The sequence below is a fragment of the Shewanella sp. GD03713 genome, assembly GCF_029843705.1.
GTDB lineage: Bacteria > Pseudomonadota > Gammaproteobacteria > Enterobacterales > Shewanellaceae > Shewanella.
On the sequence record NZ_JAOCIW010000001.1, the window covers coordinates 3,953,104 to 3,976,153 of the forward strand.

Below are 23,050 nucleotides of genomic sequence, written 5' to 3' on the forward strand. Positions count from 1 at the left end.
TCGATGATGAGTCCAGCATTAACCCCTAAGGCAAGTGACAACAAAACCCCAAGCAGAAACCGCCCATGGCTGCGGATCTATTGGGTATTACGGGTCTTTCTCGCCCATTATCGCCACGCGCCGCTGCAAGCGGGCGCTATTTTGCTTGGGCTTGCCCTCGCCGTGACTTTGCTTATCGGGGTTAAAGCCACCAATGATAATGCTATTCGCAGCTACAGTGAGGCCACTGAGCTATTGAGCCAGCGGGCCGATGTGCTCCTCAGCGCGCCCATAGGCCAAGAAACCCTAGACGAATCAGTGTATTTCAGCCTAAGGCAAGCGGGCATCAGCCAAAGCCTTGCGGTTGTCAGTGGCAGAGTGGCAGGCCTGAACGGTCAGTTCTGGCAAATAGAAGGCAGCGATATCGTCGCCGCGTTGACGGCGAGCCTAAGCGCAAAAGAGGGACAAAAGCACGATACCAGCACAAAACAAGAAGCCAATCCAAGGATGTCGATGGGAGCGCTACCGCTCGCCGATTTAATGAGTGGCGAGCCGATAGTGGTCATGAGTCAGAGCCTTGCCAATAAAATTGCGCCCAATGGCCAGCTCGTCCTCGCGCCAGCGTCTTTTGCGCCGGACAAACTTAAAGTCATTAGTATCGATGATAGCTGGGGACTGGGCAGTGCAATTCTGACCGACATTTCCCTCGCCCAAACGTTACTCGGAATGCAAGGCAAACTCAGCTATATCGCTCTATTTAGTGACAGGGATACGCTCCCCGCCTTAAAGCAGCGGCTCGATACCCAAGGGATTACGCCGCTTCGCGCCAGTTACAGTCAACAGGACCAAGGCCAAGCCTTGATGGCGCTTACCCGCAGTTTTCATTTAAACCTCAATGCGATGAGCATGTTAGCCTTTGTGGTCGGGCTGTTTATTGCCTATAACGGCGTGCGTTACAGCCTGATGAAACGCCAACGTCTATTAATCCAATTGCTGCAACAGGGCTTAGCACGGCGCGAAGTTATGCTTGCCCTGCTTGGCGAGTTGCTGCTGTTGGTGGTGTTGGGCTCGCTAATGGGATTTATCCTAGGATTACAGCTCAGTCACTGGTTGCAACCTATGGTTGCTATGACCTTAGAGCAGCTCTACGGCGCCCACTTGTTGCCGGGGATTTGGCAATGGCGTTGGTTGGCCGAAGCGATAACCCTCACCTTAGTCGCCGCCCTAGCCGCCTGTTTACCCTTGTATTTTGATTTAACCCGCCAATCCCTCGCCCAAGGCGCTAATCGTTACCAACAAACGCAGGCCCACAACAAAACCCATGGCAGGCAGTTTATCTTAGCCTGCGGCCTGCTCACGCTCGCCGCAATACTCATGCCCTTCAGCCAAAGCTATAACACCAGTTTGGTATTGTTGGGTATGGTCGCCGTCGCGATTCCATTGTTATTACCGCAAGTATTGCATTGGGGCGTCAGCTTGCTGCTGCCATTGACTCGCCCAGGGCTTAAGCAATATCTCCTCGCCGAAACCCGTGAGCTTATCGCACCATTGTCCCTCGCCATGATGGCGATACTGCTGGCACTAAGCGCCAATGTGTCGATGAACACCTTAGTCGGTAGCTTCGAGCAAACCTTAAGAAGCTGGTTAGAAACCCGTCTGCATGCCGATTTATACCTGCGCCCCAGCGCCAACCATATGGCCGAAGTGCGCGATAAATTAAGCCAAGATCCTCGTCTGAGTGGCCTGTATCAACAATGGCAAGTGGAGGCCGAAGTCTCTACCCAAGGGGCAGCGCAAACCATACCAGTCAACCTGATTAGCCGCGATGATGCATCGATTCAACACACCAGCACGCTCAAACAAAGCTTGCCGGATCTCTGGCAAACCTACTTTGACGGACATTACGTGTTAGTCAGCGAACCCATGGCCATTAAGTATCAGCTGCAACTCGGGGATACTGTGGCGTTAAACGTGCTGGACAAAACCGCCAACAATCCCGTGGTAATCGCGGGGATTTATTACGACCACGGCAATACCCGCAATGAGCTCATCATCAGCCATAAGCTGTGGCGACAGGCGCAGCTACCCGTGTTACCCATTAGCCTTGCGGCCAGTTTCCACTCTGTCGAGCCGGGAGTTCAAACCACAGCGACTCAGCGCAAACTCAGCGAGGCGGAGCTAGATGAGCTGCAAGGGCAATTGGCCGTTACATTAGGCTTAGCGCAGGCGCAAATTTACAGCCAAGCCAAGCTCAAGGCTCAGGCCATTGCCATGTTTAAACGCACATTCTCAATCACCTTAGTGCTCAATAGCTTAACTTTGCTGGTGGCAGCCATAGGGCTATTTAGCGCCTGCTTGATGCTAACTCAATCTCGACAAGCGCCATTGGCGAGGCTGTATTCCCTCGGGGTGAGTCGCAGTAAGCTGCGGACTATGGTGTTCAGCCAAATGCTGCTGGTCGTGGTCATCACTTGTCTGATGGCCATGCCCACAGGCGCACTGCTCGGATATTTATTGATTGATAAAATCACCCTGCAGGCCTTCGGCTGGACAATCAAGATGATCTGGGATTGGTTTGCCTATGGAAAAGCTATCCTCATCGCCCTAGTGACTTGCACCTTAGCCGTACTCTTACCGCTTTACTGGCAAACCCGCAGGCCCTTAATCGCCAGTTTGCAGCAGGAAACCCTATGACCGCACGCGTACATCAAACCAAGGCTTGGCGCGTTAATGCATTAGCGTCTGCAACGCGATTTAAGATCAGCACAAGCGCAGGCATTATTTTGAAGAGTGTCATAGGTGGCTTACTGTTTGCGACAATAAGCGGCTGCGATAATGCGCCTTCAACGACCGAGCCTCAATCCATGGGGACTTTACTGGGGCAAGCAAGTGCAGATAGCCAAAGCTTTGCTAAGGTAACGCCGGGAAACCACTTTCAATTTCCTCAAGATCACCTCGCCCATCAGGATTTTCGTCAGGAATGGTGGTATCTCACCGCCAATTTAACCACAGAGAATGGCGAGCAACTTGGTGCCCAATGGACGCAATTTAGGGTAGCGCTAAAACCTAAGCACACTGAATCGCAAAATGTGGGATCTAATCCTAAATCTACTTGGGCGTCTGAGCAGCTTTATTTTGCCCATAGCGCACTCACCTCCAGCACTTCTCACCTCGCCCATGAGAAATGGTCGCGGGCGCATCCATCACTTGCAGGGGTAAGTGCAGATCCCTACCAAATTCACCTCGATAATTGGCAATGGCGCAGTCAATCGCATGAGTTATTCCCAGCAACCTTAAGCGTTGCAACCGACGACTTTAGTTATCAACTCGAGCTTAACAGTCAAGCGCCACTGCAATATCAAGGAGATAAGGGTTACAGCATTAAGAGTCGCGACGGCAAAGTCGCCTCTTACTACTACAGCCAACCCTTTATCACGATTCATGGCGAAATCACCCGCCATATCAAGACCAATGGCCAAGTGGAGAACCGCGTCGAAAAAGTCACAGGCCAAGGCTGGCTAGATAGAGAATGGAGCTCGCAGTTTTTAACCAAAAGTCAGCAGGGCTGGGATTGGTTTGCCCTTAGGTTAGATGATGGTTCGGCGCTGATGTTATTTCAGCTCAGGGAACAATCCTCCGATAAAGCACAATCCGCCTTTTACAGCGCCAGACGAATGTTTGCCGATGGCACTGGACGCAACATCAATTCCCGCGATACCCCAGATGGGATAAAAATGACCCCACTCGAGTGGCAAACCACCAGCACGGGTAAATACCCAATTCGCTGGCAAGTGCAAATCCCAAGCGAGCAAATCGATATCCGCATTTCCCCCTTAAATCCCAATAGTGCCATGGCGTTATCCACCCAGTATTGGGAAGGCCCGATTGAGCTTAAAGGTAGCCATAGCGGCACAGGTTATATGGAGCTGACGGGGTATTAATCTCCAGCTCAAATGTGATCTCCATATCAAAATACTGCACTTAATACTCTTTGTTCTCATACTATCGATTGCAAATGCTGCTGAATTTTCACTCAGTGATTGCATTTCGATGAAAATCCCAATAAATTAATATGACAACGTTGTCAAAATAATTAAAACAACAAGATAGCCATCGTAATCACGGACGATTCTATTCAGTTCAATAACACAGGGAGGGGTGGATGAGCGCTTTACGTAAAGGGTTTACCCTGATTGAACTGATGATCGCCGTCGCCATTATTGGCATTCTTGCCGCCATTGCGATTCCTTCGTTTAATGAGTACTTAAAACAGGGTCGACGCTTCGATGCGCAGCAATATCTCGTCAGTAGCGCCCAAGCGCTAGAGCGCCATTATTCCCGCAACGGCCTGTATCCCGCTTCGCAGAGTTTAACCAACAGTGCCTATTACAGTTTCAGCTACACCCCCACGGCAGATAAATTAGGTTTTAGCCTCAAGGCCGTGCCCACAAGCCGTCAGTCAGATACCTGCGGCACCTTAAGTCTCGACCATAAAGGCGTACGCGCCCCCGCAACCCATTGCTGGACCCACTAAGATGGCAAATCGCACGACAGCGGGGTTCACCTTAGTCGAATTGCTGGTCGCTATCGCCATCATCGGCATCTTGGCGAGCATCGCCCTGCCTTCCTATCGGGATCTGATCGCCAGAGAAAGCCTCACCAGCACGGCGAATGAACTGATCTCCAGTTATAAATTCGCCCGTGGCGAAGCCATCAAGCGCAATCAAGCGGTGACACTCGAAGCTACAGAAGATGGGCGCTGGCTGGTCATCAGCAATCAGGAACAACTCAAGGTCTTTAGCCCATCTAACCGCGGCGTCAGCATCGATGGCTTTAACACCCTCAATATCAATGCGACAGGCAACACCACTAAAACCCAGATTAGCCTCGAAAACACCCAAGGTGAAACGCTCAATCTGTGCATCTTGCCAAGCGGGCAAAGTTACCTACAGGAGGCGGCATGCGCATAGTGGCACAGAGTAATAAACAACAAGGCTTTACCATGACCGAAGTGCTGATTTCGTTAGTGGTTTCGGTCACTTCGCTACTGGCGCTCGGCAAAGCTCAGTTATCTTCATTGCAGCATGCGACCAATAGCTTCCAATATACGGTCGCCACCATTCAAGCGCAGAATGCCATTGAAAGGATCTGGCCGAGGATCTGCGATATTCAGCGCCAACCCGCACGCTTTGAGGATGTCAATTTTAGGGCCAGCCTCAGCCAAGATATGCCCAGCGGTTACACCTTAGTGCTACCCAACACTTATCAAGACACTATGCCCATCACAGTCACTTGGCAGGACGGCCGCATTGAGGACAATAACAGTGTGAGCCTCAACGCCAGCTTTCCGCACTTATGTCAGGTGTAGCAATGTCTTTAAGCGCGAAGAAACGGCAAGCGGGCTTTAGCTTATCTGAGCTGATGATCGCTATGGTGCTTGGGCTGATTATTATGCTGGCCGTGGTCAATTTTTTCGCTCCACTCAAGGCCACGGTAGAAGAAAGTAAGCGCCTCGAAAACGCTGCCGATGCGCTGAGGTACGCCACCCTTAGCCTCAGCAAGAGCGTCAAACGTGCATCAAATATCGTATCCCTCAGCGCCAATGAATTAGTGCTCGCAGTTGCAGCATCCCCTGCCCAGCCGAGTTTAACTTGCCTAGGTACCAGCAAAACCAGCGATTACAACGAAACCTACCGTTTTGACGCCCCTAATCTGAGCTGTGACGACGGCGATGGCGCCCAGGTGTTACTCACAGGGCTAGAATCGACCCGTTTTGCACTTAATGGCGAACTGGTGACTGTAATACTCAAGCCCGAAAAACTCCCCGCGCAATATGGCCAAGGGATCCAGCTCGATATCGCCCTGCGTAAACCCCTATGGCAGCAAGCCCTCAACAGCCAACAGAACCCATAAAGCAAGGAAGCCATAATGGACAATCTAAGACCTGCTCTAGGCAATAAGGAACATGGCGCGGTATTACTTATCGTCTTGGTCTTCAGTCTGTTAGCGAGTTTACTGGTGGTCACATCGCTCAGGGATAATCTCGTGCAAGAGCGACTGAGTGGCAACTTTCAAAAGCAGGTCAATGCGCAGCTACTCGCCGAACAGGGAATGCACGAGAGCTACAACCAACTTAAGGCTCAGCTGCAGCGCGCGCCTAATCAAGGTCTGCAAACACTTTATGAGCAACTCCCCGCCGAAGCCGATGGCAGCCTCGAAGGCAGCAGTTATGCCCTCGAAAATGGTCAAATCGCCGGAGCCGATCTTAGCCTTGACAGTCGTGGCAATCATTTAGAAGGCGAGGCCAAACTCAACGCCCAGTTCACACTGCAGGGCAGTCACGGAAACACGATTTTCAATGATGCGATTGTGTCCTGCGAGAGCTTAAATTTTACCGGCAGCAGTAGCATCGATGGCTATGACTCCCGCAAAGGTGCCTATGGCGATAGCATCAGTAATGGCCAAGGTGGCAGTGAACTTAATCAACATGGCAAAGGCAATGTCACCACCATTGAGCCCAATGCCAATATTACGCTCACGGGCAACGCACCAATTTACGGCGATGTTAGCGCCACGGGCAGTGTCACTCTCACGGGGTCGTCGGATATCCACGGCAGCATTCAAGCTAATAATGATGTCACCCTTGGCACAGGCACCATTAGCGGCAATGTTGCGGCGGGCAATAACTTTCACTTGGCCAATAGCGGCACGGTGGAAGGTTCGGTCAAAGCCAATAACAATGCCGCCACGGCGCCCAAGGCCCAAGTGAATGGCACACTGCAATATGGCGGCGACGGCAACTTTCATCGGGACAGCCAGATTGGCAACTTAGTCAACGCGCGCCCCAATGTACCGCCCGTGCCAGCAAAATCCTGTGACCCATTGGATATTGGCGCTGTAATGGGCAGCTTTAAGATGCCAAATAATGGCGCGCGCAGGATTGATTCCAACGCCAATGTCACTATCACGCCATCGGGGTCGAGTAAGACCGAACTCGGCTGGAAAGGTGATTATTTCCCGAGCCTAACCCCCACGTCAGAAAACATCTTCGGCAGTGACACCCCTGTATTTAACCTCGACAGCTTAGTCATGAGCAGCGATGGGGTGCTGAATATCAGTGGCGGCGATGTCACCCTGATAGTCAATGGTGACTTTAAGATGAGCGGCTCGAATCAGCTGAATATTGCCCCGGGCTCAAGCCTTACGCTGTTTGTGGGCGGTGAAGTCGCCTTTACGGCGGGGACAAACAACGGTAACAACATTAAAGGGCAAACCCTGACCGACAGCAACAAGCCGCCACTGTCTATTTTTTCTGGCTCGGATAAAGATGTCACCGTTAGCGGTAATGTGCCGATTTATGCCGCGCTCTACGCGCCCAAATCTAAGGTCAACCTCCCCGGCGGCCCTGAAATTTTCGGCTCGGTGAGGGGTAAATCCATCACGGCGACAGGTAATGGAAAAATCCACTATGACAATGCCTTAGGCGCTGCCGACTTCGGCGAAGGTAATGCTAATCCCGCGCTCATCCTGCTCAAACAATGGCAATACTTATAGAGCTAATCCCCCCTCCTAACTCACTTGCAGACTCCCTCTCCAAAGGGATAGGGATTGTGTAAATTTCAAACTGAGAGTTAGATCACGCGCAAAACTTTGATCCCGATCGACTATCCCCGCCAATACCTCTTGTGAGGTATACCCACATTTTTTATCAGGTCTAGACTCACAGTTATCCACATTTAGTTGTAGCGATTGTTATCGCGGCAACTGAGTGAATCTCAAGATAAAGGTACCGCTATGAGTCAGGAATACCATGTCACCAGCCTTGTGGTACATGCCGCCCCTAATGCCTTACAACAGGTTGAGGCCGATATTGCCGCGTTAAAGGGCTGCGATATCCACGCCATTTCACCCGAGGGCAAGTTCGTTATTACCCTCGAAGGGAATAGCCAAAAAGCCATTCTCGACAATGTTGAAGCCATCAATGCCCTGTCCGGCGTGTTATCCGCCAGTTTGATTTACCACCAAGTAGAACCCTTAGAACAAGAGAGTGAGGAAACACTATGAGCATTAGCCGCCGCGAGTTTCTCAAGGCTAACGCAGCGGTTGCCGCTGCCACGGCCGTTGGCGTCACGCTTCCCGTGAAAATGGTCGAAGCCGCCGAGTCAGATAGCATTAAGTGGGATAAAGCCCCCTGCCGTTTTTGCGGTGTGGGTTGTAGCGTATTAGTCGGAACTAAAGCGGGTAAAGTCGTCGCCACTAAGGGCGACCCTGAAAGCCCAGTTAACCGCGGTTTGAACTGTATTAAGGGTTACTTCCTGTCGAAAATCATGTACGGCAAGGACAGATTAACCACGCCACTGCTGCGGATGAAAGACGGTAAATACAACAAAGAAGGCGAGTTTACCCCAGTAAGCTGGGATGTTGCCTTCGATACTATGGCCGCTAAGTGGAAACACAGCATCGCCACTAAGGGCCCAACCTCTGTGGGTATGTTCGGCTCGGGCCAATGGACCATCTGGGAAGGTTATGCCGCCTCTAAATTACATAAGGCCGGATTCTTAACCAACAATATCGACCCTAACGCCCGTCACTGTATGGCATCGGCCGTGGGTGGCTTTATGCGTACCTTCGGTATCGACGAGCCAATGGGCTGTTACGATGACTTAGAAGCCGCCGACCAATTTGTGCTCTGGGGCGCCAACATGGCCGAGATGCACCCGATCCTGTGGGCGCGCTTATCCGACCGCCGCTTAAGCCACAAAGACTGCCGCGTACATGTGCTATCCACCTTCGAGAACCGCAGCTTCGACTTAGCGGACAACCCTATGGTGTTCCGCCCACAGTCAGACTTAGTGATCCTCAACTTTATCGCTAACTACATCATCCAACACAAAGCCGTGAATACCGACTTTGTGACTAAACATACTAAGTTTGCCCTCGGAGTGGATGATATCGGTTATGGTCTGCGCCCAGATCATCCGTTAGAGAAGAAAGCCAAAAACCCAGGCAATGGTAAGTCCAGTCCTATCAGCTTCGAAGAATACGCTAAGTTCGTCAGCACTTATACGCTGGAATATGCGGCGAAAATGAGTGGGGTAGAGCCTGAAAAATTAGAAACCTTAGCTAAGGCCTATGCCGATCCTAAGGTCAAAGTTATGAGTCTGTGGACCATGGGGATCAACCAGCACGTTCGTGGCGTGTGGGCAAACAACATGCTCTACAACATCCACTTACTCACAGGTAAAATCGCCACCCCAGGTAACAGCCCATTCTCATTAACGGGTCAACCGTCGGCCTGTGGTACCGCCCGTGAAGTCGGCACCTTCGCCCACCGCTTACCTGCGGATATGGAAGTGGCTAACGATAAACACCGCGCCATTACAGAAAAACTGTGGCAGGTACCAGAAGGCACGATTCCGCCAAAACCTGGCTTCCATGCCGTGCTGCAAAGCCGCATGCTCAAAGACGGTAAGCTCAACTGCTATTGGACCATGTGTACCAACAATATGCAGGCGGGCCCGAATATCAACGATGAAATTTACCCCGGTTTCCGTAACCCAGAAAACTTTATCGTGGTATCCGATCCATACCCAACCGTCACCGCCATGGCTGCCGACTTAATTCTGCCCACGGCCATGTGGGTTGAGAAAGAAGGTGCCTACGGTAACGCCGAGCGCCGCACCCATATGTGGCATCAACAGGTCAAAGCGCCAGAAGGGGCTAAGTCGGATCTGTGGCAATTAGTCGAATTCTCAAAACGCTTTAAAGTGTCTGAAGTATGGCCTGCTGAGCTTATCGCCAAACAGCCTGAATACGCTGACAAAACACTTTATGAAGTGCTGTTTGCCAACGGTGTCATCAACAAGTTCCCGACCACAGATTGTAAGGGCGACTTAAACGATGAAAGCGCGCACTTTGGTTTCTATCTACAAAAAGGCATTTTCGAAGAATACGCCGCCTTCGGTCGCGGCCATGGCCATGACTTAGCCGACTTTGACCGTTACCACGAAACCCGCGGCCTACGCTGGCCAGTGGTCGAAGGTAAAGAAACCCTGCGCCGCTTCGTTGAAGGTAGCGATCCTTATGTGAAGTCGGGAGAAGGCTACAAGTTCTACGGTAAACCCGATGGCAAAGCGGTGATTTTCGCCCTGCCCTACGAGCCTGCGGCAGAAGAACCAAATGAAGAATACGATCTGTGGATGTCTACTGGCCGTGTACTCGAACACTGGCATACAGGTTCGATGACCGCCCGTGTACCTGAGCTATACCGCGCTTACCCCGATGCACAAATCTTTATGCATCCTGAAGACGCTAAGGCCCGTGGTCTGCAACGTGGTGATGAAGTGCTAGTCGCATCTCCCCGTGGTGAGGTCAAAACCCGTGTCGAAACCAAAGGCCGTAACAAACCGCCACGCGGCGTGGTGTTTATGCCCTTCTTCGATGCGCGTCAGTTAGTTAACAAGTTGATTCTGGATGCGACCGATCCACTGTCAAAAGAAACTGACTTTAAGAAGTGTCCCGTAAAAGTGATGAAGGCCTAAGCCCTCATTTGATAGCGATAAGCGTATTTGAAAGCGATTAAGGAGTGCTAAGGTGAGTCAGCAAGTGAAGAGTCCATTCACAGTCAAGCAAGTCAACCGTCGCCAGTTTTTGGCAACGACGGCTAAGGCTGGCTGCGTGATGGGGCTCGTAGGATTAGGCTTGACGGCCACGGCAAAAAGCCAAGGCCAACTCGCCCCCCAAGCTTGCAGACCGCCGGGCGCCCTTGAAGAAAGCGATTTTCTCTCCGCCTGTGTGCGTTGCGGTTTGTGTGTCGAGGCTTGTCCCTACGACACTCTATCGCTGGCACGTTGGTTTGATGGCACCGCCACTGGCACGCCATTCTTTACCGCAAGACACATTCCCTGCGAAATGTGTGAGGATATTCCCTGCATTAAAGCCTGCCCTTCGGGCGCGCTTGATCCTCAACTTGAGCAAATTAGCGATGCTAAGATGGGTGTTGCGGTACTGATAGATGAGAAAAACTGCCTAAACTTTAAGGGATTACGTTGTGATGTTTGTTATCGGGTTTGTCCGTTAATCGACAATGCCATCACCTTAGAACGCCAACGCAATCAACATAGCGATCACCACGCCATGTTTCTACCCACAGTCAACAGCGATACCTGCACGGGTTGCGGTAAATGCGAGCATGCCTGCGTGCTCGACACGGCCGCGATTAAGGTGTTACCTACCGCTCTGGCGCTCGGTAAAGCGGCTGCGCATGACACTTATATCAACACCGAGGAAACCACCTTAGAGATGTTGAATAAGGGGCTAACGCTATGAGTAACAAGTCTATGAATAACCAGACCATGAACTCAAAAGCCCGCATGCAAGGCGAGCATGCCGCAGCCATTGCTGAACTCGGATGGTTTGGCGCACACAAATATTTGCTGCTACGCCGCGCAGTGCAATTAGGCTTATTAGGCCTATTTGCACTGGGGCCACTTCTGGGAGTTTGGCTATTTAAAGGTAATTTATCGGCCAGTTTACTGCTCGATACCATTCCCTTTGCCGATCCACTGGTGAGCTTACAAATGCTCATTAGCGGGCATATTCCCGAGCTTAGCCTATTGATAGGCGCAGCTTTGATCATACTGTTTTATGCCCTCGCCGGTGGCCGGGTGTTTTGCAGTTGGGTGTGTCCAGTCAATCTGGTTACCGATGCCGCAAGCTGGCTCAGACGTAAATTGAACCTTCCTCGCACTAGCGAGTTACCGCGTAATTTACGTTATTACCTGCTGGCACTCGTGCTGTTATTGCCACTGCTCACGGGCAACTTGATTTGGGAATGGATTAACCCAGTACCCTTAGTCTATCGCGCCGTGTTATTTGGCAGTCTCAGTGGTGTATGGATCTTAGCGGCGATATTTCTGCTGGATCTGTTTATCGCCGAGCGCGCATGGTGTGGTCACCTGTGTCCAACAGGCGCCCTGTTTGGCTTAATCGGCAAATGGAGCCCCATCAAAATCGTCGCCAGCAAAGCCAGTGCCTGTGATAACTGCATGGACTGCTTTGCCGTTTGCCCAGAGCGCCAGGTATTAAAGCCGGCGTTAAAAGGGCAAAACCCAGTGATCACTAGCACAGACTGCACCCAATGCGGCCGCTGTATCGATGTCTGCGCACAACGCGTATTTCGCTATCAAACACGCTTTACGGCCTCTCAGGCTCAACTCAGTACAGGCGATTCGACCGATTGTCAGTCGCCATCAACCACTTCATCAATTCGTCAACACATTGCCCCCAAGGCGGAGAATGACCAATGAAAAAAATACTCACCTTAGCTGCGATTGTATTAGCCATCGGCGGCTGCTCAGGCCAACAAGCAGACACGCAAGCCACACCCGTAAACATTAAATCCCTCGCCGGCGATAGCGCGGTAACCGATATTCGCCCCGCAGATGCCATGCCAGTCTACCCAAGCCGTGGCAAGGCGTTAGAGCGCAGCTTTACCGACCAACCGCCACTCATTCCCCATAAGGATGATTACAAAATCACTATGGATAAGAATGGCTGTTTAACCTGCCACAGCTGGGATAAAGCCCCACGGATGAAGGCTACGCCAGTGGCGAAATCCCACGTTATCGACGATAAGGGCACGCTCAATGGCCATAACTATTTCTGCACCCAGTGCCACGTGGCACAGGCAGAGAACAAGGCGCCTTTAGTCGAGAACAAGTTCTCAAATCAATAACACAGCACTTCCCTGCCCACAAAAGCCACTGCTAAGCCAGTGGCTTTTTATTTTCAGCAATAACACCTCAAAGCTTTGCCCGCTAAGTGTTTAAAGCATTGTGTTAAGAGCGCTTCTAAAACTGAAGATTCAGACACAGAGAGTGCAATGCAAGGACTAAACAATCATGCAATAAGATAGGAGATGAGGGAAAGAAAATGAGTGGGAAGAGAGCGCGAACTATTGAAAAGTAAAAACCCAGCCTAGGCTGGGTTTACTTGTTGTTTTGCTTTATGCAAATCACCCGCTGGAGCCGTTAATCTAGTTTGCACCGCTTTAGCTGTTTGCACATTCTTTGCTTCAGGCATCGCCGCCTGCCACAAAGCACCTACCCATAAACTCGATGTGGATTTCATTGGTTATTCCCCTTTTCTGTTAACGAGCTCAAAGTAATACTTAGGCCATCATCAGTAAAATGAATTAACGCCATACAATGGATTCCATTTAAGCATGAATATTCCAATCAAGACCTTGCAATGTTTTCTGATCCTCGTCGAAACGGAAAACTTCACTCGAGCCGCGGAAAAATGCTTTATCACCCAGCCGACGCTCAGCAAGATCATCCAAAGGCTCGAAGAGAGCTTAGGAGAGACGCTGCTGATACGTAACAATCAGAAAGTCGAGCTGACCCAAGCGGGACAACTGTTTGAGCACAGCGCACGGGAAATTCTCGGGCAATGGCATAGATTGCAGGAGGACATGAGCAACTTAAGCGGACTTAAGACGGGACGGTTAAGATTAGGTGTCTGCCCTATGATGAGCAGTTTAATTATCGGGCTGCTGACCAGTTACCGGAAACGCTATCCCGGCGTTGAGCTGCAAATGTATGAATACGGCGGGTTTGGTTGTGAACAAGCGCTGCTGAATAACAGCTTAGACATCGCCTTTACCGCGCTGCCAACCACCCATGAGACCGAGTTGGTTAACCAACCGCTCACCAAGTATCCCCTGCTCGCTTGTTTGCCCGATGGGCATCCACTTACCGCTAAATCACACCTCAGCTGGCAGGATTTTGAGCCCTATCCCTTTATTCTCTATAACGAAGATTTTTCCTTGGCTAAGCTAATCAATCGCCTGAGTCGTAAGGCGGGAGTACAACTCAATATCGCGTTTCGTAGCGGTCAATGGGATTTTCTCGCCGCCATGGTCGAGGCCGATATGGGACTGGCGATTTTACCCGAACCTATTTGCCAAAAACTCAGCACCAGCAAGCTAGTGTTTAGACCCATGCAACCAGCTATGACCTGGGATTTAGCCCTCATCTGGCGACAAAATCTGCCTTTAACCCCTGCGGCCAATGCGTTATTGGAATTGAGTAAACAGAAAGCACTGCGCTAAATCTGCCCCTAAGTTTGAACTAGGGTTAAGCCTTAGTCTGTCCCACTAACCCTGCATTTATTCTTAAATTTCACCCATAAAAAAACCGCTGCTAGCCTAGGCTTAGCAGCGGTTTCTATTTAGAGGAAGTTAAGAATTACTTCTTAGCTTCAGCAGCTTTACGCTCTTTAACTTGCTCAACAACTTTGTCCGAAACGCTGTTTGGACATGGGCTGTAGTGTGAGAACTCCATAGAGAACTGACCACGGCCTGAAGTCATTGTACGTAGAGAACCGATGTAACCGAACATTTCAGATAACGGAACGTCAGCCTTAACGCGAACACCAGTTACACCAGCAACTTGGTCTTTGATCATACCGCGACGACGGTTTAAGTCACCGATTACGTCACCCACGTTGTCTTCTGGGCTGAACACGTCAACTTTCATGATTGGCTCAAGCAGTTGTGGTTTAGCTTTAGCAATAGACTGACGGAATGCCGCTTTAGCAGCGATTTCGAACGCGATTGCTGAAGAGTCAACTGCGTGGTAAGCACCGTCAGTCAGTTCGAACTCAACGTCTAACACTGGGAAGCCAGCGATAGTACCAGTGTTCATCATGCTCGCGAAGCCTTTCTCAACTGCTGGCCAGTATTCCTTAGGAACGTTACCACCAACAACTGAAGACTTGAACACGAAGCCAGAGTTTGGCTCACCTGGGCGGATGATGTATTCGATCTTACCGAATTGACCAGAACCACCAGATTGTTTCTTGTGGGTGTATTGGTCTTCAACCATTTGAGTAATGGTTTCACGGTATGCTACTTGTGGTTCACCCACGATCAGCTCAACACCGTAAGTACGCTTCAGGATGTCCACTTTAATATCTAAGTGCAGTTCACCCATACCTTTAAGGATGGTTTCACCTGAATCTTCGTCAGTTTCTACGCGGAATGATGGATCTTCAGCGATCATCTTACCGATAGCGATAGCCATCTTCTCGCTGCCGCCTTTATCTTTTGGCGCTACTGCGATAGAGATAACTGGCTCTGGGAACACCATGGCTTCCAGAGTACATGGGTGCTTAACATCACACAGAGTGTGACCAGTTTGTACGTTCTTCATACCCACGATAGCGATAATGTCACCAGCTTCAGCTGATTCAATTTCGATACGATCGTTTGCATACATTTCGCACATACGGCCGATACGCTCAGTCTTACCAGTTGCACTGTTAAGAATGGTGTCACCTTTCTTCAGGCGGCCAGCATAGATACGTACGAAAGTCAGGGCGCCGAAACGGTCGTCCATGATCTTGAACGCTAATGCTTTTAATGACTCGTCAGCAGAAACGATAGCGTATTCGCCAGTTTCGTTACCTTCTTCGTCAGTTAAAGGTTGTGGATCAACTTCGTCTGGAGCTGGCAGGTAGTCAACAACCGCGTCTAGAACCAGTTGCATACCTTTGTTCTTGAACGCAGAACCACAGAATGTTGGGAAGAATGCCATAGTACGAGTACCCTTACGGATACAACGCTTCAGGTCTTCAATAGATGGCTCTTCGCCTTCCATGTAAGCTTCCAGCAGATCGTCTTCTTGCTCAACAGCAGATTCGATCAGCATTTCACGGTATTCTTCAACCAGATCAACCATGTCTGCTGGAACGTCAGTTACAGTGAAGTTTTCTGGAATACCAGAATCGTCCCACACGTAAGCTTTGCGAGTTAACAGGTCAACAACACCTTTGAACTCGTCTTCGATACCGATTGGCAGAACCATAACCAGTGGGTTAGCAGCTAAAACGTCTTTAGTTTGCTTAACAACACGTAAGAAGTCAGCACCCATACGGTCTAACTTGTTTACGAAGATGATACGAGCAACTTCAGATTCGTTAGCATAACGCCAGTTAGTTTCTGATTGCGGCTCAACACCACCAGAACCACAGAATACAGCGATACCGCCGTCAAGAACCTTCAGAGAACGGTAAACTTCAACAGTGAAGTCAACGTGTCCAGGGGTGTCAATAACGTTGAAACGGTGATCTTTCCAGAAACAGCTAACTGCAGCTGATTGAATAGTAATACCGCGCTCAGCTTCCTGAACCATGAAGTCTGTTGTTGATTCACCGTCGTGAACTTCACCTAACTTATGGATTTTACCGGTTAGCTTAAGAATACGCTCGGTGGTCGTGGTTTTACCCGCGTCAACGTGAGCGAAGATACCAATGTTTCTGTATTTGGATAATTCGGTCATGATTCAACTTTAATGATTAGTTTAAGAAGTAGACGGAGTATGCGACAAACCACCGACACACCGCACATCAGATTATTTTAGGCGCATATTGTAAATTGGAACCCCGCTCTTCGCAAATGGCTCTTGCAATTTTTCACGATAAAGTCGCGGAAAAAATTAAAAAAAAATAAGAAAAATATGTGAAAACAATTAAATAAAAATTTTCAGTTCATTTATCAATCAATTACCAAAAACCTTAAAAATAAGCGTGTTTTTGCTGATATTGATGTTTTTCCATGCTTTAACGGTTCATTAATCGCAAAAAACCAGCCCTCAGACGATGCGCCTATGGGCAATATTCCCGTTAAAATCGATTCGATGACGCTGGTTTTCTAGGATAAATAGCCGATTTCTGAATGAAATCCGCTATGTACTGAGGAATACCGTCTATTCATCACGCTCGGCACGGACTAGAGGTGCGTCTCATCCACACAAATTTGGTCCCGTCCCAACGCTTTTGCCTGGTATAGCGCCTTATCTGCCCGTTCAAAACATGACTGCATGGGCTCATTGACCGCAAGTTTGGCAATCCCAAAACTACAGGTGAGCCGCACATCACCACTGAAATGATAATCTTTGATGGCGTGAGCTATTCGCTGACACAATGATTTAACGGCATCGAGTGATGTTTGATGGCAGAGGATCACAAACTCTTCCCCGCCCCAGCGCGCCACCACATCGCTTTCGCGCACGCAGTGCTGCAACACCGAGGACAACTCCATTAAAATTTTATCCCCAATCGCATGACCTAAGGTGTCATTGATCTCTTTAAAAAAATCGATATCTAACATCACCAAGCAAATAGCGCCATCCATGGAGACAGCGGCGCGATGTTCGTGAACAAACTGGCGGTTAAAGTAATGCCGATTGTAGAGTTTAGTGAGTGGGTCATGGGTGGATAAAAATTCAAGCTCGGCATTACTCTGCTCTAATTGCAAACGTAAAACCTCAAGTTGCTGGTTTTTATCGGTTAAACGGCGATTATAACGGCTGATAACATAAGTGCGAGTCGCGAGTAAAAATATCACCAACAGAGTACCGGCAATAACCTGATAGATAAGCAGATAGTTAGTTTCATCGATAATGGTGATATTGTTCCACTTCTGATATATCCGGATCCGCTCCAGTTCGTCCACATTATCCAATACCTGATTGATGATCGGCAGCAACGCCTCATGCCCCAAGCTCACTCCGACCCGCAGTTCATCCTCAGGGCCGCCCCAACCGGCAATTTTAAGATGATTAAAGCCCGTCTGTTGAATATAGGCATTGACCGAAAACATCGAGCCGACAAAGAGGTCAACTTTTTTCTCAAGCACGGCCTCAAGTCCTGCTGGCTCGCTCGCCACTTTAATGGTGTGAACATTGGGATAGTAATGCTGAATATACTCGGCAAGACGATAGCCATCGGGCACAGCCAAGGTGCGTGAACCGATGTTTTCAAAGCCCTGTAAAAAGGGTTGCTCCTTTAGCGACACTAAAACATTGGGGGAGCGAAAATACACATGGCTGAAATGTAAAAACTGCTCTCGAGTCGCCGTCTTATTGAGTAACGGGGTTAAATCGCAGCGCCCCGTTTGCAGAAAATGCAAGGTTTGTGTCCAAGATGTCGTGGGAACCAAGCTGAACTTTAACGACGAGTGAGCTTCGATATAACGAATATAATCCGACGAAATCCCCACGTGCTGGCCATCACGAATCGCTTCGTAGGGCAACCAATCGGGGTCGACGCAATAACGCACCAACTGAGTCGCATGGTTAGCGTCTTCAGCAGCATTGAGGTAAGTTGAGGCCAAACGCTCGGCATTTCCAGATAATGGAGAGCATAAACCGAGGAGTAAAATCCAGTATCTGCAACCCATGGCACCTCTCGATTCGACCCGCTAGCAATCAGACAAAGTCAAAAAAGTGTATACGCGATATTAAGATAATACCAATAAGCCCTGATTTGAGTATGGAAATAGCCTAAGGGTTTGTCTATGTGACATTCATTAGGATAAAAAAATACCCGCCAATGGGCGGGTATTTCGTTTAAGCGGTCTGCTTTACTGATTAGTCTTCTACGGGCGATACCACGAAGAGTAAGTCACCTTGCGATACTTGCTGACCATTGCTGTTCAGAATACGCTCGATGCGATACTTCTTATCTTCTGAGTACAGCACAGCGCCTTGACGGTTGAAGCCGGCTAAGTTCACTTGTGAGAACATCTTCATCGCTTCAGTTAACGCAAGCGTCTGATCTGCAGTCACAATATCACCTTCTTTCACGAAATCAGGTTCGCCTGGCGCTGGAGAGGTATAGAAGATACCTGCGCCTTGGGCTAATACTTTCAGTTCGTTACTTTCACCCACACGCAGTGACTCAGTGTCTACACCCACAGTTTCGGCAGCGGCTTCCATTTCAGCGATCAGCGCTGGAATGTCGAGCTCAGCCATAAAGCGTGGCAGGTAGTTAGTGTCGTATACGCCCTCTTTGAAGGTGCCATCGCTTAGGATTAGCTTCAGCAATGGAATGTTAGTCGCGATACCTTTGAGTACTACGCTATCTAAGTAAGCGTGCAGTTTCGCGATAACGTCTTCACGGTTTTCACCGCGCATAATCACCTGAGCGATTAAGCTGTCGTAGTATGGCGATACTTCTTTACCCGCTGCGGCAATCGAGATGATTTCCACATCTGGATGGTCTGGGAATACACACTCAGTGATCTTGCCAGGATTTGGGATCAGTTGGAGTACACCATGGCTGTCCAGTGCTGCTTTTTCTGCAGTCACACGCACTTCCATCGCATAACCGATTTCTTTCGGCTCGAGGTTCTCGATTGAACGGCCCGCAGCGATATCAAATTGCGCGCTCACGATATCGATACCAGAAGTCGCTTCCGTTACTGGATGCTCTACCTGCAGACGGGTGTTCATTTCCATGAAGTACACTTCGTTCGCATCTAAGTTATAGATGAACTCAACTGTACCTGCGCCCATGTAATCGGTCGCATCACCTAAAGCACGGGTGTAATCCAGCACTTGTTTCTTCAGTTCTTCTGGCAGCATAGTTGAGCCAGATTCTTCGACCACTTTCTGGTTGTTACGTTGAACCGAACAGTCACGTAAACCCAACACCTTAGCGTTGCCGAACTTGTCACGCAGTAACTGCACTTCGATATGACGCAGTGAGGTTACATATTTCTCTAAGTACAGGTCGCCGTTACCAAAGGCCGCAGCCGCTTCGGTAGAGGTTTTTTGGAATAAACCAATCATATCCTCAGGACGTTTAACGACCTGGATACCTTTACCGCCACCGCCTTGTACCGCTTTGAGCAGCACTGGGTAACCAATTTCATTGGCCACGTTCACCGCTTGCTCTGCGTTCGTCAGAATACCGTGTGAACCTGGTACTACTGGTACGTTTTGGCTTTGTGAAGTCTTAATTGCGTTCGACTTGTTACCCATAGTCGTCATTGAATGCACGCTAGGACCAACGAAGTTAACACCGTTGTTCACACACAATGCCGCAAATTGTGGGCTTTCAGACAGGAAGCCGATACCTGGGTGCAGTGCGTCAACTTGCTCGTATTCGGCAACTTTCAGTACTGAGTAAGCGTTCAGGTAACTTTCGTCAGAGGTGTTACCCCCTAAGCAGACTAACTTGTCTGAATCTTTCAGCATATCCGCAGGTACGGCGGTCATGTCAGGATCTGACGCCACTAATACCACATTGATATCGTTATCGTGAGCCTTACGGATCAACTTAACAGCGGTACAACCACGGGCATGAACCAATACTTTGTTAATTGGTTTCATTAACTTACGTGGATCGTTTTGAACAATCACTTCTTCTTCAACAGGCGCTTCAACAACCAGTGTTGATAGGGCGTTGATGATCACGTCATTGATCTTCGCCGTTGGCATTGGCATCAGAGGATCGATGCTCGCCAATTGATTATCTAAGGTTTCGCTGAATGGGTTGTGAACTAAGCCCGCCATTGCACCTGGTACTTTCGACAAGTAGTTAGACAGTGTCGAAGTCGAAGGCAAGTAAGCTGGAACCACCATTTGACCCGCGAATGGCATGTTAGTACCAGACAGGTAATAGGTTTGCACTAATGGGTGAGTCACGAAACTCGCCTGCGCACCGCCAGTACAGTCACCAAAACCGAACATCAGTACTGGCAATTCGTTATCACGGATGAAACGAGTGATACGGTCGTTCACAACAGCCATTGAGAACAGTGCCGCTGCACCTTCTTTCGTTTGCATACCGCCTGAGCTGATAAAGCAAACCACAGGTAGCTTACGCTTAGCACACTCGATCAGCAGCGCAGAGAATTTCTCAGCACTCGCCATATCGAAGGCTCCCGCTTGGAATGCGGTGTTAGACACAGCCACACCCACACGGACTTTTTGACCTTTTTCTTTAAAGTCAGCAATACCGGTGATCAGACCGCAAGGACGAATGCCTTTATCTAACGCATCTTCGATTGAGAGACGGAAACCAGGGAAGTTAAGCAAGTTGGCCGACATTTTGTCGCCATTGATTTCTTCAAAGTGAGTGAAGAATTGCTTAATCACATTTTCCCACGTCATCTTGCCGGTACGTTTTTCGTCACGTAATACTTTTTGGATCAGTAAGTCCTGATAACCCATGGTCAAGCGGTTCCAGAAGTCCTTACGACGACCGATACGCACAGGGTTAATCGCGCCAGTGTACTTGCTGTTATCGCTTTCACTGTCGAAGTATTCAGGCAGTAAACGCTCGAAGAAGTAAGTCAGGATAACGAATAAACTGTCGTTAAGTTGTGGGAAGCCCACACTCTTCCACTGCTCGACACGCACCAACAAGTCAGCACGGTTAGATTGGCCCATAAAGTACTTAAGCCACTTGTAGAATTTCGCCTTGTCGTTAGCGGTATCCTGAGTCGACAGCGCATGGTCAATTGACTTGTGCAGCAGATTGTTCACTGAGTTGCGCGACAAGCTCTTCGCCATCATGGCTTCTTTCGCGATAGACGCTAAGCTGCCCACAACGTTGTCGTACAGAGAGTTAAAGATCAGGATGTTATGACATTGCCAAATAAAGTCTTCACGCAGCTCGTCGTTCACAACCACATCGAGCACAGTCAGTTGATTCAGTTCAGGCCACTTGGCTTGAGTCACTGACTTTGGCAGATTTTCAAGGTGCTGGATTAAGCCCTTGAAGTTGTTTGCCGCGTTGCTCTTCCAGCGGTGATATAAAGACCAACCGATGTTAAATAACAGCGCCTTACGTGCTTTTTTGTAGTTCTCTTTTGGTTCACCCAAAATCAAACGCGTCAGCATGTTACGCTCGGTAGACACTTCATCGCGCTTAGCAATAAAGTTCGCCCACAGTTTGTTTAGATCTTCATCGTAAACCAGCTTATCAGGGCTTGATAACCAAGCTTGGAATACACGGTCTTGCTCTTGCTGGATACGTGCTAACAAGTCACCTTCAGGCACGCTAACACGTGACAAACGTCCGTATTGCTCCTGAGAGATTGAATGAATACGGCTACGCAGCGTTAAATAACGTAGGTAACGGTAAGCACTACCAAACAGGTTGTGATGGTTAGTTGGGCTAGTTGCCACAGCCAACTCTGCGTTTAACTCTAACGCCATCAGGTTTTTAGATGGGTTAAGGAAACGCGCTAAACTGCGGTCATAGTGCTCACGTAAATCTTTAGATTCACGCACAAAGTTGATAGCTGCACGTTCAACAGCTTCGATACTGCTGATGATAGCGCGGCGTAAATTGTGCTGACGCTCGTCACGGTCACCTGGAGAGAAATCGATGATGCCATCGATACAACCCGCAGTGTAAAGCTCTTCTGGAGACACGCCCACAGACTTAGCACATTCCTGCCATGACAGGTTGTACTTACGTGCAATACTTTGCAGACCTTGTGGCTGAATGGTGTTGAAAATACCATCGCGCAGCGATAACAGGATGTTAGCCGCAGCTAATGGGATCGCGCCGCCCGAGTAACCCGCACCGATAACGATACCGACTGTTGGTACGTCAACGTTAGCACTCTCAGCGATCGCCTTAGAAATAGAATGTGCTTGGTTTTGGCTGTTGGCCACTTCGCCCGCATCGGCCCCTGGGGTGTCGATAAGGTAAACGATAGGCATAGACAATTCGGCAAAGTGACGAATTGCTTTACAGGCCGCGTAGTGATGCTCAGGCATCCAGGCGCCGTTAGCCGTAGTACGCTCTTGGGCAATAAAACCGATACGACGAGTACGTGAACCGAAATTCAGCTCGACCTCAGCGCTGTAGAAAGAGCCCAAGTGAGTTTCGGTAACCAAGCGACCTTTCAGGTCAGCAATGATACGTTTTGCACCAGGACGACCTTTATCTTGGGTCGGCTGGATCACTTTTGCGACGTAACCATCGACATCTAACGATGCCAAGTCTTTTAAATTTGCCTGAATGGCATCATCGTTTAAAAGACCTTTAATTTCTTCTGATAAGCTCTGTTTACTGTGTTTAGGAAACAGAGAAAAATCTTTTGCCAAATGCTCGGCTTGTAAAAAAAGCGGATCGGGCGTTTGGGCTTGAGTCATGTGTGTGGGCTGATTATTGCTGGTCATCAAAAGATCCTCTGCTTTAGCCTCTGAAAATTTTTAGCCAATAAATATAACTTTGTTATCCCGCCAAATGCCATTAAACTGCA

The 23,050-nt window shown here is 49.3% G+C and carries 17 protein-coding genes; 13 read left to right on the top strand and 4 right to left on the bottom strand.

Going from position 1 to position 23,050, the window contains the following annotated elements:
• The first annotated feature begins 6 nt into the window (after positions 1-6).
• From N5E87_RS17365 to napB, 12 genes are all read left to right on the top strand, one after another.
• Complete coding sequence (locus N5E87_RS17365) at positions 7-2,673, top strand: ABC transporter permease (RefSeq protein ID WP_279775862.1); 2,667 nt, start codon at positions 7-9, stop codon at positions 2,671-2,673.
• Positions 2,670-3,920, top strand: a complete 1,251-nt coding sequence (locus tag N5E87_RS17370) for a lipocalin-like domain-containing protein (RefSeq protein WP_279775516.1) — start codon at positions 2,670-2,672, stop codon at positions 3,918-3,920. Before N5E87_RS17365 ends, N5E87_RS17370 begins: the two co-directional genes overlap by 4 nt.
• 221 nt (positions 3,921-4,141) lie before the next feature.
• Entirely contained in the window at positions 4,142-4,513 is a 372-nt protein-coding gene (locus N5E87_RS17375) for a type IV pilin protein (protein WP_279775517.1), read from the top strand.
• A 1-nt stretch (position 4,514) separates the two neighbouring features.
• Positions 4,515-4,949, top strand: a complete 435-nt coding sequence (locus N5E87_RS17380) for a GspH/FimT family pseudopilin (protein ID WP_279775518.1) — start codon at positions 4,515-4,517, stop codon at positions 4,947-4,949.
• Positions 4,940-5,347, top strand: a complete 408-nt coding sequence (locus N5E87_RS17385; protein ID WP_279775519.1) for a prepilin-type N-terminal cleavage/methylation domain-containing protein — start codon at positions 4,940-4,942, stop codon at positions 5,345-5,347. The genes N5E87_RS17380 and N5E87_RS17385 overlap by 10 nt, the downstream gene beginning before the upstream one ends.
• Positions 5,348-5,349: 2 nt before the next feature.
• The gene (locus tag N5E87_RS17390) at positions 5,350-5,892 is read left to right on the top strand and encodes a prepilin-type N-terminal cleavage/methylation domain-containing protein (protein WP_279775520.1); all 543 of its coding nucleotides are present in this window, start codon (positions 5,350-5,352) and stop codon (positions 5,890-5,892) included.
• A gap of 15 nt (positions 5,893-5,907) precedes the next feature.
• Positions 5,908-7,533, top strand: a complete 1,626-nt coding sequence (locus N5E87_RS17395) for a collagen-binding domain-containing protein (RefSeq protein ID WP_279775521.1) — start codon at positions 5,908-5,910, stop codon at positions 7,531-7,533.
• Between the two features lie 240 nt (positions 7,534-7,773).
• Positions 7,774-8,043, top strand: coding sequence for a chaperone NapD (locus tag N5E87_RS17400; RefSeq protein ID WP_086902831.1), 270 nt, complete (start codon positions 7,774-7,776; stop codon positions 8,041-8,043).
• Positions 8,040-10,520 (top strand): nitrate reductase catalytic subunit NapA, encoded by a 2,481-nt coding sequence (gene napA, locus N5E87_RS17405; protein WP_279775522.1) that lies wholly within the window; start codon positions 8,040-8,042, stop codon positions 10,518-10,520. Before N5E87_RS17400 ends, napA begins: the two co-directional genes overlap by 4 nt.
• 52 nt (positions 10,521-10,572) lie before the next feature.
• On the top strand, positions 10,573-11,307 hold the full coding sequence (gene napG, locus N5E87_RS17410) for a ferredoxin-type protein NapG (protein ID WP_279775523.1): 735 nt from the start codon (positions 10,573-10,575) through the stop codon (positions 11,305-11,307).
• Complete coding sequence (gene napH / locus N5E87_RS17415) at positions 11,304-12,287, top strand: quinol dehydrogenase ferredoxin subunit NapH (RefSeq protein WP_279775524.1); 984 nt, start codon at positions 11,304-11,306, stop codon at positions 12,285-12,287. The genes napG and napH overlap by 4 nt, the downstream gene beginning before the upstream one ends.
• Entirely contained in the window at positions 12,284-12,715 is a 432-nt protein-coding gene (gene napB, locus N5E87_RS17420) for a nitrate reductase cytochrome c-type subunit NapB (RefSeq protein ID WP_086902827.1), read from the top strand. The genes napH and napB overlap by 4 nt, the downstream gene beginning before the upstream one ends.
• Before the next feature lie 242 nt (positions 12,716-12,957).
• Here the strand turns inward: napB and N5E87_RS17425 are convergent, their stop codons facing one another.
• Positions 12,958-13,110 (bottom strand): hypothetical protein, encoded by a 153-nt coding sequence (locus tag N5E87_RS17425; protein ID WP_011627178.1) that lies wholly within the window; start codon positions 13,108-13,110, stop codon positions 12,958-12,960.
• A 94-nt stretch (positions 13,111-13,204) separates the two neighbouring features.
• On the opposite strand from N5E87_RS17425, the gene N5E87_RS17430 reads away from it, so the two are divergent.
• Positions 13,205-14,092: a LysR family transcriptional regulator gene (locus N5E87_RS17430; protein ID WP_088210210.1), complete on the top strand. Its 888-nt coding sequence runs from the start codon at positions 13,205-13,207 to the stop codon at positions 14,090-14,092.
• A 136-nt stretch (positions 14,093-14,228) separates the two neighbouring features.
• On the opposite strand, the gene fusA is transcribed toward N5E87_RS17430, so the two are convergent.
• The 3 genes from fusA to N5E87_RS17445 all read right to left on the bottom strand — a co-directional run bounded on the left by fusA (position 14,229) and on the right by N5E87_RS17445 (position 22,967).
• Positions 14,229-16,322 carry an elongation factor G gene (gene fusA, locus N5E87_RS17435; protein ID WP_279775525.1) on the bottom strand — a complete coding sequence of 698 codons (2,094 nt, stop codon included), beginning with the start codon at positions 16,320-16,322 and terminating at the stop codon, positions 14,229-14,231.
• A gap of 449 nt (positions 16,323-16,771) precedes the next feature.
• Entirely contained in the window at positions 16,772-18,223 is a 1,452-nt protein-coding gene (locus N5E87_RS17440) for a diguanylate cyclase (protein ID WP_279775526.1), read from the bottom strand.
• A 190-nt stretch (positions 18,224-18,413) separates the two neighbouring features.
• Positions 18,414-22,967 carry a biotin carboxylase N-terminal domain-containing protein gene (locus tag N5E87_RS17445; RefSeq protein WP_279775527.1) on the bottom strand — a complete coding sequence of 1,518 codons (4,554 nt, stop codon included), beginning with the start codon at positions 22,965-22,967 and terminating at the stop codon, positions 18,414-18,416.
• Positions 22,968-23,050 lie beyond the last annotated feature (83 nt).

Excerpts from the sequence above, each read along its gene's own strand:
- N5E87_RS17365 (WP_279775862.1), top strand. The coding sequence starts at position 7 with ATGAGTCCAGCATTAACCCCTAAGGCAAGTGACAACAAAACCCCAAGC.
- N5E87_RS17370 (WP_279775516.1), top strand. The coding sequence starts at position 2,670 with ATGACCGCACGCGTACATCAAACCAAGGCTTGGCGCGTTAATGCATTA.
- N5E87_RS17375 (WP_279775517.1), top strand. The coding sequence starts at position 4,142 with ATGAGCGCTTTACGTAAAGGGTTTACCCTGATTGAACTGATGATCGCC.
- N5E87_RS17380 (WP_279775518.1), top strand. The coding sequence starts at position 4,515 with ATGGCAAATCGCACGACAGCGGGGTTCACCTTAGTCGAATTGCTGGTC.
- N5E87_RS17385 (WP_279775519.1), top strand. The coding sequence starts at position 4,940 with ATGCGCATAGTGGCACAGAGTAATAAACAACAAGGCTTTACCATGACC.
- N5E87_RS17390 (WP_279775520.1), top strand. The coding sequence starts at position 5,350 with ATGTCTTTAAGCGCGAAGAAACGGCAAGCGGGCTTTAGCTTATCTGAG.
- N5E87_RS17395 (WP_279775521.1), top strand. The coding sequence starts at position 5,908 with ATGGACAATCTAAGACCTGCTCTAGGCAATAAGGAACATGGCGCGGTA.
- N5E87_RS17400 (WP_086902831.1), top strand. The coding sequence starts at position 7,774 with ATGAGTCAGGAATACCATGTCACCAGCCTTGTGGTACATGCCGCCCCT.
- napA (WP_279775522.1), top strand. The coding sequence starts at position 8,040 with ATGAGCATTAGCCGCCGCGAGTTTCTCAAGGCTAACGCAGCGGTTGCC.
- napH (WP_279775524.1), top strand. The coding sequence starts at position 11,304 with ATGAGTAACAAGTCTATGAATAACCAGACCATGAACTCAAAAGCCCGC.
- napB (WP_086902827.1), top strand. The coding sequence starts at position 12,284 with ATGAAAAAAATACTCACCTTAGCTGCGATTGTATTAGCCATCGGCGGC.
- N5E87_RS17425 (WP_011627178.1), bottom strand. The coding sequence starts at position 13,110 with ATGAAATCCACATCGAGTTTATGGGTAGGTGCTTTGTGGCAGGCGGCG.
- N5E87_RS17430 (WP_088210210.1), top strand. The coding sequence starts at position 13,205 with ATGAATATTCCAATCAAGACCTTGCAATGTTTTCTGATCCTCGTCGAA.
- fusA (WP_279775525.1), bottom strand. The coding sequence starts at position 16,322 with ATGACCGAATTATCCAAATACAGAAACATTGGTATCTTCGCTCACGTT.
- N5E87_RS17440 (WP_279775526.1), bottom strand. The coding sequence starts at position 18,223 with ATGGGTTGCAGATACTGGATTTTACTCCTCGGTTTATGCTCTCCATTA.
- N5E87_RS17445 (WP_279775527.1), bottom strand. The coding sequence starts at position 22,967 with ATGACCAGCAATAATCAGCCCACACACATGACTCAAGCCCAAACGCCC.